A 13,969-nucleotide genomic window follows, 5' to 3' on the forward strand; every position below is an offset into this window, starting at 1 on the left:
TATTAGGTAAGCGAATAAACCGAGAGTATTCTCGGTTTTTTTTCGCTATTTGAAAGTTCGCTTCGGAATTTTCAGCTTTTGTGTGCCACGTGCTTAATCCATCAGGCGGGAGAATTTTTGCTCAAAAAAGCACTTATCCCCCTCCCGCCGGCGGGCTTTGTGTCTCTTTTTTTTGCAAAACGGCGACGCGGTGCAAACCCCAGCCCCGCCCATGGCCGCAGCGGGGTCTGTGGGATGTTTGGCGGTTTCAATGTGTGAAAGGAATTGAAAAGAATTGCTACGAGCTTGCACAACGTGCAGTGGCTGGTTGGAGAGGGTAGTGATTCTGAAAGGCCCGATTGATAAGGGCGGCGCACCGAAAAACTGAACAGAATGCGAGTTTTCGTTTTTAGCGCAGATGGGCAAAAGGGAAGCGGTGCAATCTGCGCTATGTGTCCACGGAAGCGCTATAAGCCCCGTCGTGCTTGGGTTGGGTCAGTATCAGCCGACCGCAGGCTCTTTCACTCCTGCTCCTGCTATTAACTCCCTGACTTCGGCGGAATTTATCAGGCGACGATGTTCTGCTTTGACGTGCGAGTGCAGAAGGTCTGTAAGCAGCTTCTCCAGCTTTCGAGCTGTCTCCTCACTCAGTTTTTTGACTGTGCCGGTACGGGCAGACGGTAGAGCGAATTCGCCTGCTGAAACTCCGAATGAGTCAAGGAGACCGCTTACATACCCGTTCAAAAACTCTTTTCTGTCGGTCAAGACTTTGCTTTCGGGCGCTTCCTGGTAATCCCAATCCACCCGCCAATATCGACCTTCCTTCGATACTTCGATTATCGGTAGTGCTGGGTTTTTGGTCAGTTGGCGCATAGGTGCTCCTAGCAGTTTGAGGGACTGCAGCCAGTCTAAACCGGGAGCGGTAATACGTCATGCAGATGAGATTGAATCTCAGGCACGCGGTGGGCTTTTCAAAAAGAGTAATAAAGGTAATACGGCGGAGAAAATGCTCTGGAAGCCCCGATTTTACTGGGCTTTCGATATCACATGGAAAAGTAATATGAAGTGATATGAAAAGTGATATTCCCTCCAACCTCCCGATTTCATTGGGTCTCGTGGTTTTGAAATATCACCTTATAAAAGAGTAATACGGTTACTTCTATATCACTCAAATATCACCTTATACGAAAATCGCTCAAAGCCTTGTACAACGGGGCCTACAGCAGTTTTTCGACAGGCATATCACCTTTATTACTCTTTTTTTGCGTCGTCACACATTTTGGCATGTAAGGCGCGAAGGCCGCTGCCTGGCCTTCGAACATGCTCAGCTGAATAAAAGCCCCTGCGGCTTGTTACCAGGATTACCCTGATAAGCCGGCATGGGTGGGGGTAAACCTCGCACCGCACCGATCTTTACAAGTACAGGGTTGAGCGCGCGATTTTGGAAGATTGTGTGATCCTTGCCCCAGTGCAAGCTAATAATTCGAGGCTGAATCACTGACCCTGCGGCAGCCTGCCCGGGCATTATTGTTGTGGCCCCGGCGCCGGTATAGACAAAAATCCAGTCCCCCGTATTCACGTAGCCCGTGCCAAACCACAACATGTGATCCTTCACCGGAACCGGAATACCGTCGGCGGTAGGCATGCTTAGCATCATGCAGTACTCACCAATTTCACAAAATTTATGCACATAGATCGCTATGCGCTCTTGATTGGGAATCCCGTGGAACTGAACCTCCGCTATCTGCAGGGCGTCGATCATTCCGATGCTCATGACTTCTTACCTCGCTTCAGGTTCATCGAAAGCAGACCCAGGCCGAACAGACCGACCAAAACCGCAACAGTCGTATAGTTTGACTTAAAGAATTCAATCGCGAAGCCCACAGCGGCAGTGCCGATGAAAGTGCAGAGTTTCTGCATATTTCCCAGTGTTGTCGCAGCCTCAAGCCGCTCCTCAAGCCTTGCGTGTTTTTCCTTCAATTCACTTAATTCTGCGATTTTGCTATCGAGTTTCGATTGAATGGCGTCAACTGAGGTTCGCGCTTGAACCTTTTCAACACTGGCATCGCTGATCATCGCAGACATCACTGGTGCCAGATGTGGGCCACCAAAGAATTCCGGGCTTTTGGCAATAATATGCATGAAAACGCGAGGTAGCTGGTCTGCTACGAGCGGCGGAGGAGTGGGTGCGACATTACCTGCGGATCCTGGCTGTTGATCTCCAGAAGCGCCGTTGTCATTTTCCGCAGGGGGAGGGCTGCCGACCATCAAATCCATCATCGTTACCTGAAATGGTTGAGTGGGGGGGCCGCGAGTTGCGCTATGGGCAGCCTTGTTACGTGGCTTGTTACGTGTGACGCAAAAAACAAAGGCCTGCATCGCTGCAAGCCTTTGATTTATATGGTGCCGGCACCAGGAGTCGAACCCGGGACCTACTGATTACAAGTCAGTTGCTCTACCAACTGAGCTATACCGGCGTGTGGGCGACGATTATAGCGACTGGATAATTTCTGTAAACCCCTGAATTCAGACTATTTTTGCATCGTTGCAAATCAAGCCCTGCGCAGCACATTTCGCAGCGTTTGCACCGCCTTCAATGTGCGGCTGTTTTGCAGGGCAGACAGCTGTGCTTCGGCTTGTTCGGCGCGGTGCAGAGCGTTGGCCAGTTGTTGGGCGGTGTCGAGTTCGCTGGCGCTGATCGGGTGGGCGAAGGCGTGGCCTTTGCACAGTTGAAAATTGTCGAGGTTGCACGGCGGGATGTCGAAAGCCGGTTTGAGCTGCATGTATTCGTCGGCGAGGAACCAGGTGTTGAGGCCGTCGAACAGGATCGCTTGATATCCGGCGTCGGTGACCAGTGGTTCCCAAATGTGATCGCGTTCCCATGGGGTTTCGATGACGATGATCCAGGGGCGGAAGCGAGTGAAGTCCATGCCGTGCAGGACGCTTTCTTCGTGGCCCTCAACGTCGATTTTCAGAAAGTGGATGGGGCGATCGGCAGCATATTGTTCGCAGATTGACGTCAGCGTACGGGCCTTTACGGTGAGACTGCGCACGTCCATGCCTTGATCTTTGTGGTGCTGGGCGACTGCCGGGTCGGCCGTGGACAAACCGGTGTCGGGGATGGCGTGGAAGGTCATTTCGCCAGGCTGGTCGCTGGCGATGCATTGCACGGTGGCGTCGCGTGGGCGTTGCTGGCAGAGGGCGTCGTAGTAATTCTGCATCGGTTCGACGTTGACGCCTTTCCAGCCGTGGTCATAGAAAGCTTTAGTGACGGAGTCGTGATTCGGATCGTTGGCGCCAACATCGATGTAGAAGCCGTGTTCGACCTGCTTGAGGGCACGCCACAAGCGGACGTCTTCGAAATTCTGCGCATAAGAAATGAACGTCACGGTCGCTTCCTGTCGGTCTGATTGTTCTTGTTTGGAGGTGCGCTGGCGGCACGCTGTGGCCTTGTATAGCAAGGCTGGCGAGAGGTCGCAATTATTCACTTCGAACGTTGGGATTTCGGCGGTTATGTCGTTTTGATTGGCGGCTTATGCACAACGGGCTGGCATGAAACCGGCCTTGAGCGGCTTTTTGCGGAGGCGTTCTCATTTTGTTCGCAAATCCCTGTTTTATTGGTTTTTTATCCATGTGAACAAAAAATGACCAGCGTTGTTAAAGGCCTGAGACAGGCATTAATATTGGATCCAGTATGAATTCATCAACAGAGTTATCCACAGGGCGCCGGAAATTATTTGCGCTCCGCCAATAACAGCAAGTTACGGGGTGTGAGGGGTGTCGAGCAGAAAGTGCCGAGACGTACGACGTACCCCCGTTCGGCGAGGAAAAGTGCCCGGTCCAGCGTCAGCCAAAGCTCAAGTGGTCGTCGGAACAATCCCCGCAACAGTTCCAGGTTGCGAACTTCGGACAATCGCTGCCAACCGGCCGCTTCGAGCACTGACCAGTCTGGCGAGCCGATTGTGGATAACTCTTTGAGAGCGGCCAGATCCCGGCAGTAGTCGGCGAAGGGTTTTTCCAGCCAAGCACTGGGCAGCGATGGCGTCGGCAAATATTCGTCGACGCCGCGCACCTGCCGTTGCAGCAGGTCGAACGCCAGTCGTCGAGACATCGACGTATCGCGCTGACGTCGGACGCGTGCACCGGCGGTGACGGTTTCGCTCATCGGCAGTGCCAGATCTTCCAGCGAGAGTTGTAGGAGCGATCCCGATCCCGGGGAGGACAATGGCCGGTATTCGCTGCGATCAATGCGGTTGTAGCAGCAAGGCGCGATCGCCATTTGCTGGCAACCTGCGGCGCTGGCCAGTTGCATCAATCGCACATGCAGATCACCGCAGGCATGGAGCGCTACGGGCGTGTGACTCGCGTTCAATACGGTGGAAGCGTTCGCCGCCATTACATCCTGTTCTACATGCAACGCGTGCAGATGGTGACGCTGGCTTAGCGCCTGACCGCTGGCCACCAACAACGGATCGTATTCAACGCAAGTCAGTTGCTGTCCCGAGCCCAACAAGCGCCGTCCCAGATGCCCCTTGCCCGAGCACCAGTCCAGCCAATGCGTCGGCTGCGCGGCAAAGGACAAACGACTGGCAAACGCCTCAATCTGTTGCCACTTGCGTCCCGGCACATCGACATTCAATCGATGCCCGGCAGCCTCAAGCGGATGCCCTGGCAACTCACCCACCGCGCTCAGCTCAGCCGACAACGCCGCCAATGAAGCAAACGGCTCCGGCGCATCAGCAAGATCTGCAGGTTGGTTATGGGCGCGTTCCGCGTCTTCCAGCGACCGTCCGCGTAGCCACATGGCCAGTTCCGGGTAGGACGCTTCCCAATCAAGCGAAAGATGAGTGAACGGTCGAGGTTTCCACAGCGCCTGATGCTCAATCAAGAAAGCATCCAATGCCGTGAAACGGGCGAGTAAGTCCTCGCCCGTCAGCACGTAGGAAGTATCACCGCCCTTGGCAGGCATCGACGCGCAGCCAGCGCTCCAGCAGCTTGAAGCCGCGTACCAGCACGTAAGCCATCAGCAGATAGAACACGCCCGCGGCGAAGAAGATCTCCACCGGCAGATAGGTGCGGGCGATGATCGTGCGCGCCATGCCGGTCAGTTCCAGCAGCGTCACGGTGCTGGCCAGCGCGCTGGCCTTGAGCATCAGGATCACTTCGTTGCTGTAGGCCGGCAGGCCGATGCGCGCGGCACGCGGAAGGATGATGTAGAACATCGCTTTCGGCTTGGACATGCCCAGCGCCCGCGCCGCTTCGATCTCGCCCGGCGGAATCGCCTGAATCGCACCGCGCAGGATCTCTGCGATGTACGCCGCCGTGTGCAGCGTCATGGTCACGGTCGCACACCAGAACGGATCGCGCAGATAAGGCCACAACGCGCTTTCACGCACCGCGTCGAACTGCGCCAGCCCGTAATAAACCAGGAACAGCTGAACCAGCAGCGGCGTGCCACGGAAAAAGAAGATGTAAGCGTAAGGCAGCGAGCGCACGTACCAAAGTTTCGAAGAGCGGGCGATGCCCAGCGGAATTGCCAGCAGCAGACCGGCGATTACAGCGATGGCCACCAGTTCCAGCGTGAGGGTCGCGCCCTGTGCCAGTTTCGGTAGCCACTTGATGATGACTTCCCAATTCATGAAGCGCTCCTCGCAAAGCCGCGGGCGGCGCGTTTTTCCAGAAAGTGCATGCCGGTCATCGCCAGCACGGTCAGGCCCAGGTACATGATCGCGGCGACCATATAGAAGGTGAACGGTTGTTTCGATACGGTCACGCCGATTTGCGCGTGTCGCATGATTTCTTCCAGACCGATCACCGAGACCAGCGCGGTGTCTTTCATCAGGATCATGAACAGATTGCCCAGGCCGGGCAGGGCGATGCGCCACATCTGCGGCATGATCAACCGGGTGAAGATCCGCCATTTCGACAGGCCCAGGGCCTGGCCGGCCTCACGGTGGCCTTTAGGAATGGCGAGAATCGCGCCACGGAACACTTCCGTGGCGTAGGCGCCGAAGCACAGGCCGAGGGCGATCACACCGGCGGCAAAGGCGTTGAGTTGCAGGTCGGGATTGCCGAAGAACTCGCCGAGGGCGCGCATCAGATTGACCGTACCGAAGTAGATCAACAGTACCCAGAGCAATTCCGGGACGCCACGCACAAGGGTCGAATAGGTGCCGCCAAGCCATTGCAGCGGCTTGTACGGGGAAGTCTTGGCCAAGGCGCCGAGCAGGCCGAGCACCAGTCCCAGGCACAGGGCGGTGAGGGCCAGTTGGACGGTCATCAGCGCGCCGGCAGCGAGCGCCGGGCCGAATCCGTAGAGGTCGATAATCATGGAGTTCTGTTCAAATTGCGGCAGGCAAAGTCGGGAGCCGACGCCGTTGCATCACGGCGCCAGTCCCACAGGTCAGGATCAGTAGATGCTGAACGGGAAGTACTTGTCGTTGATCTTCTTGTAGGTACCGTCGGCGACGATTTCCTTCAGCGCGGCGTTGAGCTTCTCACGCAGTGGGTCGCCTTTACGCACAGCGATGCCGATCTTGTCGCTTTCTACGACGGGGTCACCTTTGAACTCGTAGTTCTTGCCCGCGTCGCTTTTCAGCCAGTCATAGTTGGCGTACTTGTCGGCGAGGATCGCGTCGACGCGACCGGAGGTCAGGTCGAGGTAGGCGTTTTCCTGGGTGTCGTAGAGGCTGACTTTGATGTCATCGGCGTAGGTGTCTTCCAGCCAGGTACCGGCCAGGGTCGCACGCTGCGTACCGATGGTCTTGCCTTTCAGCGAGTCCTTGTCGGTTTTGAAGTCGACGTTTTTCGGTGCGATGAACTGCAGCTTGTTCGAGTAGTACGGGTCGGTGAAGTCGACCGCGCCTTTGCGCTCTTCGGTGATCGACAGCGAGGAGATCAGGAAGTCGAACTTCTTCGCGTTCAGGGCCGGGATAATGCCGTCCCAGTCGGAAGTGACCACGGTGCACTCGACTTTCATCTTCGCGCACAGGGCGTCGCCGATGTCTTTGTCGAAGCCGACCACGTTGCCGCTGGCGTCTTTGTTGTTGAACGGCGGGTAGGCCGCTTCGATGCCCATCTTCAGGGTTTCAGCCATGGCACCGGCGCTGAACGCGAGGGTGACGGCGGCGGCCAGGAAGACCTTCTTGAAATTCTGCATGCATGTTGCTCCGTTAGCGGTTGCTGGACATGAATTGTTTGCAGCGCGCCGAAAGCGGGTTTTCGAACACCTGCTGTGGCGATCCTTGCTCTTCTATAAGGCCTTGGTGAAGGAACACCACTTCGCTGGAGACCTGACGGGCGAAGCCCATTTCGTGGGTCACGAGCAGCATGGTGCGGCCTTCTTCAGCCAATGCGCGGATGACACTAAGTACTTCCTGAACCATTTCCGGGTCAAGCGCCGAGGTGGGCTCGTCGAACAGGATCACCTTCGGCTGCATAGCCAGCGTGCGGGCAATCGCTGCGCGTTGTTGCTGACCGCCGGACAATTGCGCCGGGTAGGCGTGACGCTTGTCGGCGATACCGACCTTGGCCAGCAGCGCTTCGGCGACTTCAATGGCTTCGGCCTTGCTCTGGCCGAGCACGCGACGCGGTGCCTCGATGATGTTGTCGAGGATGCTCATGTGCGGCCACAGATTAAAGTTTTGAAACACAAAACCAATCTCGGAGCGCAGGCGGTTGATCTGTTTGCCGTCAGCGGCAACCAGTTCGCCATTCTTGGCAGCCTTGAGCTTGAGTTCTTCACCGGCCACCAGAATCTGGCCCTGGTGCGGGTTTTCCAGCAGGTTGATGCAACGCAGGAACGTGGACTTGCCGGAACCGGAGGAACCGAGGATCGAGATCACATCGCCGTCGCGGGCGGTCAGCGAGATGCCTTTGAGCACCTCCAGCTGTCCGTAGCGTTTGTGCAAGTTGCGAATTTCAAGCGCGGGCGTGGCCTCAGCCATGTGCGTTCCTCATATATGTTGCGCTCCAGCTGTTGGATGGCCGTCCTGGCGAGGCGGCCAAGCTAGCATAGCGTTTCAATGGCAGCCAACAGCGCTACGAGCGGTAAACGGGTGCCGTGTGGCAGGTTGTCGCATCGGCGCAGCAGACTGTCGCCCCATCAACAACCGAACGGGTGTTTGATCATGCAAACCCGTGGGTGTCGCGTAAAAAAAGGCGCGATGTTGCCAGCTTTGGCGGGGTGTTGGAAGCGCTATCCGGCCGAACGTTCAGGATTCGCCCTTTTATTGTGCATCCCACACTTTTTCAGTGTGTTTCTGGTGCGCGAATTCGTCTTGAAAGTGAGTCGCAGGGTAACGCTCTGGCGAATAGCCATTAATCTCAAGGACTTGCGATGACCGTCCGGTCGCACGCAAAGCCGCGATCCAGAAGACTTTGAAACATTTTGGCGCATTTATTGCGTGCAGAATCCGGAACGCCCTGTTGGTTTCTTTTTACGAGAAGGAAATTTCCAGGCAGGACGGACTGAATCGCTTTCCTCGCAAAGGTAGTTTCGATGAGCAGTACCCCAAGCTCCAATGGCCTCGAACAGGGGCTCAAACCGCGTCATGTGACCATGTTGTCGATCGCCGGTGTAATCGGCGCCGGTCTGTTCGTTGGCTCCGGTCACGCGATCGCTGCCGCAGGCCCTGCCGTGCTGCTGGCCTACGCCGCCGCCGGTACTCTGGTGGTGTTAGTGATGCGCATGCTCGGCGAAATGGCCGTTGCCTCGCCGGACACCGGTTCGTTCTCGACGTACGCCGACCGTGCCATCGGGCACTGGGCCGGTTTCACCATCGGCTGGTTGTACTGGTGGTTCTGGGTTTTGGTGATTCCTTTGGAAGCCAACGCCGCCGCGACCATCCTCCACGCATGGTTCCCTGATGTTGGCATCTGGGCTTTCGCGCTGATCATCACCATGCTGCTGACCGTCACCAACCTGTTCAGCGTGAAGAATTACGGCGAATTCGAATTCTGGTTTGCCCTGATCAAGGTGCTGGCGATCATCGGTTTTATCGGCCTCGGTATCGCCGCCATTTTCGGCTTCCTGCCGAACAGCCAGGTCAGCGGTGTCTCGCATCTGTTCGACAGCGGCGGCTTCCTGCCAAACGGCATGGGTGCGGTGCTGGGTGCGATCCTGACCACCATGTTCTCCTTTATGGGCACCGAAATCGTGACCATCGCGGCCGCGGAATCGAAAGACCCAGGCAAGCAAATCTCCAAGGCCACCAACTCGGTGATTTGGCGGATCGGCTTGTTCTATCTCGTATCGATCTTCATCGTTGTGGCCTTGGTGCCATGGAACGATCCTACGCTGGCCAACCTTGGTTCCTACCAGACCGTGCTTGAGCGCATGGGCATTCCTAACGCGAAAATGATCGTCGACATCGTCGTTCTGGTCGCGGTAACCAGCTGCCTGAACTCGGCGCTGTACACCTCGTCGCGCATGCTCTTCTCCCTCGGCAAGCGTGGCGATGCCCCGGCCATGTCGACCCGCACCAACAAAAGCGGCACGCCTTACTGGGCGGTGATGCTGTCCACCGGCGCAGCGTTCCTGTGCACCTTCGCCAACTATGTGGCTCCGGCGGCGGTGTTCGAGTTCCTGCTGGCCAGCTCCGGCGCCATCGCGCTGCTGGTGTACCTGGTGATCGCGTTCTCGCAACTGCGCATGCGCAAACAACGCATGGCGCGCGGCGAGAAAATCGTCTTCAGCATGTGGCTGTTCCCAGGCCTGACCTACGCGGTGATCATCTTCATCGTCGCGGCCCTGACCATCATGCTGTTCCAGGAAGCGCATCGCGTGGAGATCCTCGCGACTGGTTTGCTGAGTCTGATGGTGGTGGCTGCCGGTTTGTTGGTCGCACGCCGTCGCAAGCTGGAAAAACGTGGCGCGGTGGTGTTGAACTGATCCGTAACGCGTAATGCAAAACGGCCGCTGTCAGTGATGACTAGCGGCCGTTTTTGTTTGTGCTACCGGTGGCGAAATATTCTGTGCTTCAGATCCGGATCAGCTTTGCTGTCGCGAGAGCATGAAGTCTGAGCTGCATTTCTCTCCGTCGAACCATTCATCCCAAGCTGCTTGCTTGAGAGATTTAACAGGGTCGCTCTCGAGGCTTGCTGCTGAGTCTTCTGCTTTCGGGATTTGCCCGTCCTCGCGTGAATCTGCTGTCTTCATCTGACGTCCTTTTCTTGAGCATACGTGAGCCTGAAGCGCAAAAAAATTACTCGGCCTTGGGCTCGCCGTCTTCCACCGACTTGCCATAAGCATCCAGCGCCACCCCGAAATCGGTGATGAACTGTGGCTCGCTCAACCAGGCCTGGGCTTCTTCGATCGTTACGCCTTCGGCCCACATGCGGTAGTCGATCAGCATGTCGGCAGCCAGGTGGGTGGCGGCCATGCCTTCGTCGTCGGCGTTTTCCATGTCCAGCAGTTCTGGATGATCAACGATGATGAACGCCAGTTCGCGCAGCAGCGTCAGCAGCATTTCGTTGCGGCTGATGGCTTCGGCGTCGCGCATTTTGCTGAACATCGCCAGGGTGTATTCCGGGATCGGCTCGGCGAGGTGGTCGAGGTCTTCGTCCTGCTCCAGCGGCTTGCGGCCGACCATGCGGATTTGTTTGGCTTTGGCCTTGGCGCGTTTGGCGCGTTTCTGTTGTTTGTTCAGGGATGCCATGGGAACTCAGTTCTTCTGTTGGGTTTGCGCGGCGATTGCGTCGGACGCCGCCACATAGTCGGCTCGGAAGGCCGGGGATTCGATCCATGCCAAGGCGCCTGCCTCGTCGGTTTCCTGTGACCACTGGCGATACTCGATCAGCGCGGCGAGGATGAAATCCATCGCGCCTTCTTCGCCTTCCTGCTCGTAAACCAGCTCCAGCAGCGGGTCCTCGAGGAACGCGGTGCACAGGGCCTGCTGGCTGATCTTCTCGGCGTCGATCATTTTCTTGAACAGCTCGGTCAGGTCCACCGATTCGAAGTCGATGCGGTCGTCGTTCGGGTCCAGCTCGACCGGCGCTTCAGCGCGTTTGGTGCGGTTCTGCTTGGCCTTGGCTTTGGCCCGGGTGGCGCGTTTTTGCTGCTTGTTGGCGGAGGCCATGATGTGTTCCGTCGTGCGTTGAGAGGGCTCAGCTGCGCGGGACTGGCCGCCCGGGTGTGTCGGGGGCCAGTTTGCCGGTTTGCAGCCAGGTCAGAGCGATGGGCCATAGTGTGGCTTGGTATGCGCTACGAAAAAAGGCGAAATGTCCGACTTGTTGTTCGCCGATGTCCTGCGGCTCGACGCGCAGGTGAGTTTTTGCCGCGTTGCTGAAGTAGCCGAGCAGGCGTTCGATGGCTGGGATGGTGCCGTATGGATCGTCGCTGATGCTGATGGCCAGGGTTTCTGCGCTCACATTGGCGAAGGGCAGGGTGCCGTTTTTTTTCAACAGTACTCGACCACTGGGGCGCTGTTCAAAACGCGGGGCAGGCGTGCTCCAGTCGCGCACAACGCCCGTTGGCGTGTCTTCCAGCCAGCCGAGGCGTTTGCCGGGAAAGAAGCCGCAGAGCAGCGTCAGCAGCGGCATCACAACGTGCCATTTGCCAACCATGCGCCAGCGGTGCTCGGGGGCGTAATCACGCCAGTAGGCGAACTGTGCGCCGACGGTGACCAACCGTCGGATAACTCGCCCGGATTCAGCCAGTCCCGCCGCGCAACCGCCAAAACTGTGGCCGACCACATCAATCGGCTGGCCGGGAAACTCCCGTTGCGCACGTTTGAGCATCGCTTCGAAATCCAGTGCGCCCCAATCGGTCCATGAAGCGTTCAAGCCTTTGATCGAAGTCTGTCGCGATTCGCCGATGCCACGGTAGTCGTAGGTCATCACGTCGAAACCATGGGCGAACAGATAAGCCGCGAAGCGCGAGTAGTGGCGGCAGCGCACGGAGGTGGCGGCGTTGATGATGACCACCGGGCGCTGAGCATCGAGTCCTGTGTGGCGCCAGGTAAAGCCGCCAAGCCCATAGCCGTCGGCAGCCGCTTCCTTGAAAGGCTCACCTTGCGTCGCAGCCAACGTCGGGGACTTTGACTGCGTGTCCTGCGTTGCGGGCGTGTCCTGACAGCTCATGACAATCGACCTGGACGGGTAAGCTGCCAACGATAGTCTGCGCGCCGCCCAGTAACAATCCGCAGGTTTATTCAGTGGATTCAGTAAGCATGCGTTCCTCGATCAAGGCCTGTTCGCGATTGAGTTCTGCGCGCAGCTCCTCTTCACTCGGCAGGATCGTCTTGTAACTGCTGGCGAACAGTTGCTCATTGGCCTGCAGCATTGAGTAGCGTGCCACCGAATCGTTGCTCTCGGCAGACAGAATGATCCCGACAGTCGGCTTGTCCCCCTCGCTGCGCTTGAGTTCGTCGTACATGCGCACATACATGTCCATCTGCCCGACATCGCCCGCGCTGAGCTTGCCGCGCTTGAGATCGATGATCACAAAGCATTTGAGCAGGTAGTTGTAGAACACCAAGTCGATGTAGAGATCGACGCCGTCGGTACTGATGCGTTGCTGGCGAGCAACGAAGGAAAAGCCTTTGCCCAGTTCGAGAAGGAAGCTCTGCAGGTGGTCGATGAGGGCTTGTTCGAGACTGCTTTCCCGAACCTTGCCGGCTGACGGCAGGCCGAGGAATTCAAGCATGACGGGATCGCGGATGAATTCGCGCGGATTGCATTTCATGGCTTCGATGTTGGTTGTGGCTTCTTCGATCACATCGGCTTTGTCTCGACTCATGAGGAGTCGTTCGTAATAGAGCGTCAGGATCTGGCGGTCCAAAGCGCGGCTTGACCAGTTCAGGTTGGCGCATTCTTCCATGTACCAGTGGCGTGCTTTTTCGTTGTTCACTCCTAGAAGCCGGCGATAGTGGGTCCAGCTCAATTCGGAACGCACTGCGTTCCAAATTGGAAACATCTGATAAAAGCTGCGCATGTATCGCAGATTACGATCATCAAACCCTTTACCAAACTGCGCCGTCAGATCCTTCGCCAGCAAGGCAAGCAACTGCATTCCATAGCTCGCACGCTGGGCACCCTTTTGTTCAAACTCGACGATATGTCTGCCGATCTGCCAGCAGGTCTGCACTTGAATCGTATCAACCGCGCGCAGCACTTTTTGCCGCGCCTGACGAATCAACTCGCCCAGCTCTCCCAGCAAGGAGTCAAGTTTCGGGTCTTGCATGTCTGCAGGTTTTAGCTGGCTCATTGGGTCTTCCGCTTCATTGTGAACAGACGCAGAAGCATGCCCAAAGTCCCCGTTTGAATATGTCGGGAGAGACGGAGAAATCCGCAGGAAGAGGGGATGGATATTGCAGGACGTTGCCGAGGAAAGGGACGTTGACGTGCAAAGGTCTGTAGTCCATTTCGTACGCCTGACGACAACCGCTAGCGCGAACGAGGTTTGCGCTTGGCCTTGGTCGCAGGTTTATCGATGCGTGTCAGTCGATGCCACGCCAAGCCTGCGACCAGCAGCAATCCGCCGAAGAGTCCTTGAAAAACGATATGAAACCAGTACCCACCCGGCTGCCCGGCGAGGGTGTAGACCTTGGCCGGCCCACCGCGAGTGGCGGTGGTGATCGTTTCGTGAATCAGGCCGTCGATGGAGGAGTAGCCCAGCAACGCGCCGGTACCGATCAGAAACAGGCTGATCATGATCGCCAGACTTCTGGACACCAGGCTTTCCGGTGGCGGCGTTGGATGCGGCAGGGGCACGCGGGTTCGTTTCTGGTTCATCAGCTTGATGACCCTTTTCCGTAAGGGGCGGGCAAAGTAGCGCGGATTCAGTGTTTATCAAATCGCAGGCATAAAAAAACCCTGAATCTTGCGATTCAGGGTTTTCGGTATTTGGTGCCCAGAGACGGAATCGAACCGCCGACACGGGGATTTTCAATCCCCTGCTCTACCGACTGAGCTATCTGGGCAACGGGGCGCATTAAAAGGGTTTTTCGGATTTACGTCAACGACTTTTTTAAAATTTCTTAAATTAATT

At 56.9% G+C, this 13,969-nt stretch carries 16 protein-coding genes and 2 tRNA genes; 1 reads left to right on the top strand and 17 read right to left on the bottom strand.

Annotation, left to right across the window (positions count from 1 at the left end; all coding sequences use genetic code 11):
• Positions 1-480 precede the first annotated feature (480 nt).
• The 10 genes from ACQ4OE_RS01050 to ACQ4OE_RS01095 all read right to left on the bottom strand — a co-directional run bounded on the left by ACQ4OE_RS01050 (position 481) and on the right by ACQ4OE_RS01095 (position 7,925).
• Positions 481-852, bottom strand: coding sequence for a hypothetical protein (locus tag ACQ4OE_RS01050; RefSeq protein ID WP_430945363.1), 372 nt, complete (start codon positions 850-852; stop codon positions 481-483).
• Between the two features lie 451 nt (positions 853-1,303).
• Positions 1,304-1,741, bottom strand: coding sequence for a hypothetical protein (locus ACQ4OE_RS01055; protein ID WP_430945364.1), 438 nt, complete (start codon positions 1,739-1,741; stop codon positions 1,304-1,306).
• Between the two features lie 8 nt (positions 1,742-1,749).
• A complete protein-coding gene (locus ACQ4OE_RS01060) occupies positions 1,750-2,256 on the bottom strand; it encodes a hypothetical protein (RefSeq protein WP_430945365.1) in 507 nt (168 codons plus the stop codon).
• Between the two features lie 124 nt (positions 2,257-2,380).
• Positions 2,381-2,456 (bottom strand) — tRNA-Thr (locus ACQ4OE_RS01065).
• Between the two features lie 75 nt (positions 2,457-2,531).
• Positions 2,532-3,368 (bottom strand): FkbM family methyltransferase, encoded by an 837-nt coding sequence (locus tag ACQ4OE_RS01070; protein WP_430945366.1) that lies wholly within the window; start codon positions 3,366-3,368, stop codon positions 2,532-2,534.
• Positions 3,369-3,712: 344 nt separating this feature from the next.
• Positions 3,713-4,948: a methyltransferase gene (locus ACQ4OE_RS01075; protein WP_430945367.1), complete on the bottom strand. Its 1,236-nt coding sequence runs from the start codon at positions 4,946-4,948 to the stop codon at positions 3,713-3,715.
• Positions 4,929-5,618, bottom strand: a complete 690-nt coding sequence (locus tag ACQ4OE_RS01080) for an ABC transporter permease (RefSeq protein WP_007909164.1) — start codon at positions 5,616-5,618, stop codon at positions 4,929-4,931. Before ACQ4OE_RS01080 ends, ACQ4OE_RS01075 begins: the two co-directional genes overlap by 20 nt.
• Entirely contained in the window at positions 5,615-6,310 is a 696-nt protein-coding gene (locus ACQ4OE_RS01085) for an ABC transporter permease (RefSeq protein ID WP_186613057.1), read from the bottom strand. The genes ACQ4OE_RS01080 and ACQ4OE_RS01085 overlap by 4 nt, the downstream gene beginning before the upstream one ends.
• Positions 6,311-6,388: 78 nt before the next feature.
• On the bottom strand, positions 6,389-7,138 hold the full coding sequence (locus tag ACQ4OE_RS01090; RefSeq protein WP_034153033.1) for an ABC transporter substrate-binding protein: 750 nt from the start codon (positions 7,136-7,138) through the stop codon (positions 6,389-6,391).
• Between the two features lie 13 nt (positions 7,139-7,151).
• On the bottom strand, positions 7,152-7,925 hold the full coding sequence (locus ACQ4OE_RS01095) for an ABC transporter ATP-binding protein (RefSeq protein WP_007909167.1): 774 nt from the start codon (positions 7,923-7,925) through the stop codon (positions 7,152-7,154).
• Between the two features lie 554 nt (positions 7,926-8,479).
• On the opposite strand from ACQ4OE_RS01095, the gene gabP reads away from it, so the two are divergent.
• Positions 8,480-9,871 (top strand): GABA permease, encoded by a 1,392-nt coding sequence (gene gabP, locus ACQ4OE_RS01100; RefSeq protein WP_430945368.1) that lies wholly within the window; start codon positions 8,480-8,482, stop codon positions 9,869-9,871.
• A 99-nt stretch (positions 9,872-9,970) separates the two neighbouring features.
• On the opposite strand, the gene ACQ4OE_RS01105 is transcribed toward gabP, so the two are convergent.
• The 7 genes from ACQ4OE_RS01105 to ACQ4OE_RS01135 all read right to left on the bottom strand — a co-directional run bounded on the left by ACQ4OE_RS01105 (position 9,971) and on the right by ACQ4OE_RS01135 (position 13,901).
• Positions 9,971-10,138, bottom strand: coding sequence for a hypothetical protein (locus tag ACQ4OE_RS01105; protein ID WP_430945369.1), 168 nt, complete (start codon positions 10,136-10,138; stop codon positions 9,971-9,973).
• Between the two features lie 46 nt (positions 10,139-10,184).
• Entirely contained in the window at positions 10,185-10,637 is a 453-nt protein-coding gene (locus ACQ4OE_RS01110; RefSeq protein ID WP_430945370.1) for a hypothetical protein, read from the bottom strand.
• A 6-nt stretch (positions 10,638-10,643) separates the two neighbouring features.
• The gene (locus ACQ4OE_RS01115; protein ID WP_430945371.1) at positions 10,644-11,057 is read right to left on the bottom strand and encodes a hypothetical protein; all 414 of its coding nucleotides are present in this window, start codon (positions 11,055-11,057) and stop codon (positions 10,644-10,646) included.
• 28 nt (positions 11,058-11,085) lie between these two features.
• A complete protein-coding gene (locus tag ACQ4OE_RS01120; RefSeq protein ID WP_430945372.1) occupies positions 11,086-12,060 on the bottom strand; it encodes an alpha/beta hydrolase family protein in 975 nt (324 codons plus the stop codon).
• Between the two features lie 67 nt (positions 12,061-12,127).
• Positions 12,128-13,186: a PDDEXK nuclease domain-containing protein gene (locus ACQ4OE_RS01125; RefSeq protein WP_430945373.1), complete on the bottom strand. Its 1,059-nt coding sequence runs from the start codon at positions 13,184-13,186 to the stop codon at positions 12,128-12,130.
• Between the two features lie 179 nt (positions 13,187-13,365).
• A complete protein-coding gene (locus ACQ4OE_RS01130) occupies positions 13,366-13,713 on the bottom strand; it encodes a hypothetical protein (RefSeq protein ID WP_102899563.1) in 348 nt (115 codons plus the stop codon).
• A gap of 112 nt (positions 13,714-13,825) precedes the next feature.
• Positions 13,826-13,901, bottom strand: a tRNA-Phe gene (locus tag ACQ4OE_RS01135).
• Between the last annotated feature and the right edge of the window lie 68 nt (positions 13,902-13,969).

Source organism: Pseudomonas sp. WC2 (genome assembly GCF_050586545.1).
GTDB lineage: Bacteria > Pseudomonadota > Gammaproteobacteria > Pseudomonadales > Pseudomonadaceae > Aquipseudomonas.

Coding starts and splice junctions, on each gene's coding strand:
- ACQ4OE_RS01085 (WP_186613057.1), bottom strand. CDS start 6,310: ATGATTATCGACCTCTACGGATTCGGCCCGGCGCTCGCTGCCGGCGCG.
- ACQ4OE_RS01130 (WP_102899563.1), bottom strand. CDS start 13,713: ATGAACCAGAAACGAACCCGCGTGCCCCTGCCGCATCCAACGCCGCCA.
- ACQ4OE_RS01050 (WP_430945363.1), bottom strand. CDS start 852: ATGCGCCAACTGACCAAAAACCCAGCACTACCGATAATCGAAGTATCG.
- ACQ4OE_RS01120 (WP_430945372.1), bottom strand. CDS start 12,060: ATGAGCTGTCAGGACACGCCCGCAACGCAGGACACGCAGTCAAAGTCC.
- ACQ4OE_RS01125 (WP_430945373.1), bottom strand. CDS start 13,186: ATGAGCCAGCTAAAACCTGCAGACATGCAAGACCCGAAACTTGACTCC.
- ACQ4OE_RS01060 (WP_430945365.1), bottom strand. CDS start 2,256: ATGGATTTGATGGTCGGCAGCCCTCCCCCTGCGGAAAATGACAACGGC.
- ACQ4OE_RS01105 (WP_430945369.1), bottom strand. CDS start 10,138: ATGAAGACAGCAGATTCACGCGAGGACGGGCAAATCCCGAAAGCAGAA.
- ACQ4OE_RS01090 (WP_034153033.1), bottom strand. CDS start 7,138: ATGCAGAATTTCAAGAAGGTCTTCCTGGCCGCCGCCGTCACCCTCGCG.
- ACQ4OE_RS01055 (WP_430945364.1), bottom strand. CDS start 1,741: ATGATCGACGCCCTGCAGATAGCGGAGGTTCAGTTCCACGGGATTCCC.
- ACQ4OE_RS01095 (WP_007909167.1), bottom strand. CDS start 7,925: ATGGCTGAGGCCACGCCCGCGCTTGAAATTCGCAACTTGCACAAACGC.
- ACQ4OE_RS01115 (WP_430945371.1), bottom strand. CDS start 11,057: ATGGCCTCCGCCAACAAGCAGCAAAAACGCGCCACCCGGGCCAAAGCC.
- ACQ4OE_RS01110 (WP_430945370.1), bottom strand. CDS start 10,637: ATGGCATCCCTGAACAAACAACAGAAACGCGCCAAACGCGCCAAGGCC.
- ACQ4OE_RS01075 (WP_430945367.1), bottom strand. CDS start 4,948: ATGCCTGCCAAGGGCGGTGATACTTCCTACGTGCTGACGGGCGAGGAC.
- gabP (WP_430945368.1), top strand. CDS start 8,480: ATGAGCAGTACCCCAAGCTCCAATGGCCTCGAACAGGGGCTCAAACCG.
- ACQ4OE_RS01080 (WP_007909164.1), bottom strand. CDS start 5,618: ATGAATTGGGAAGTCATCATCAAGTGGCTACCGAAACTGGCACAGGGC.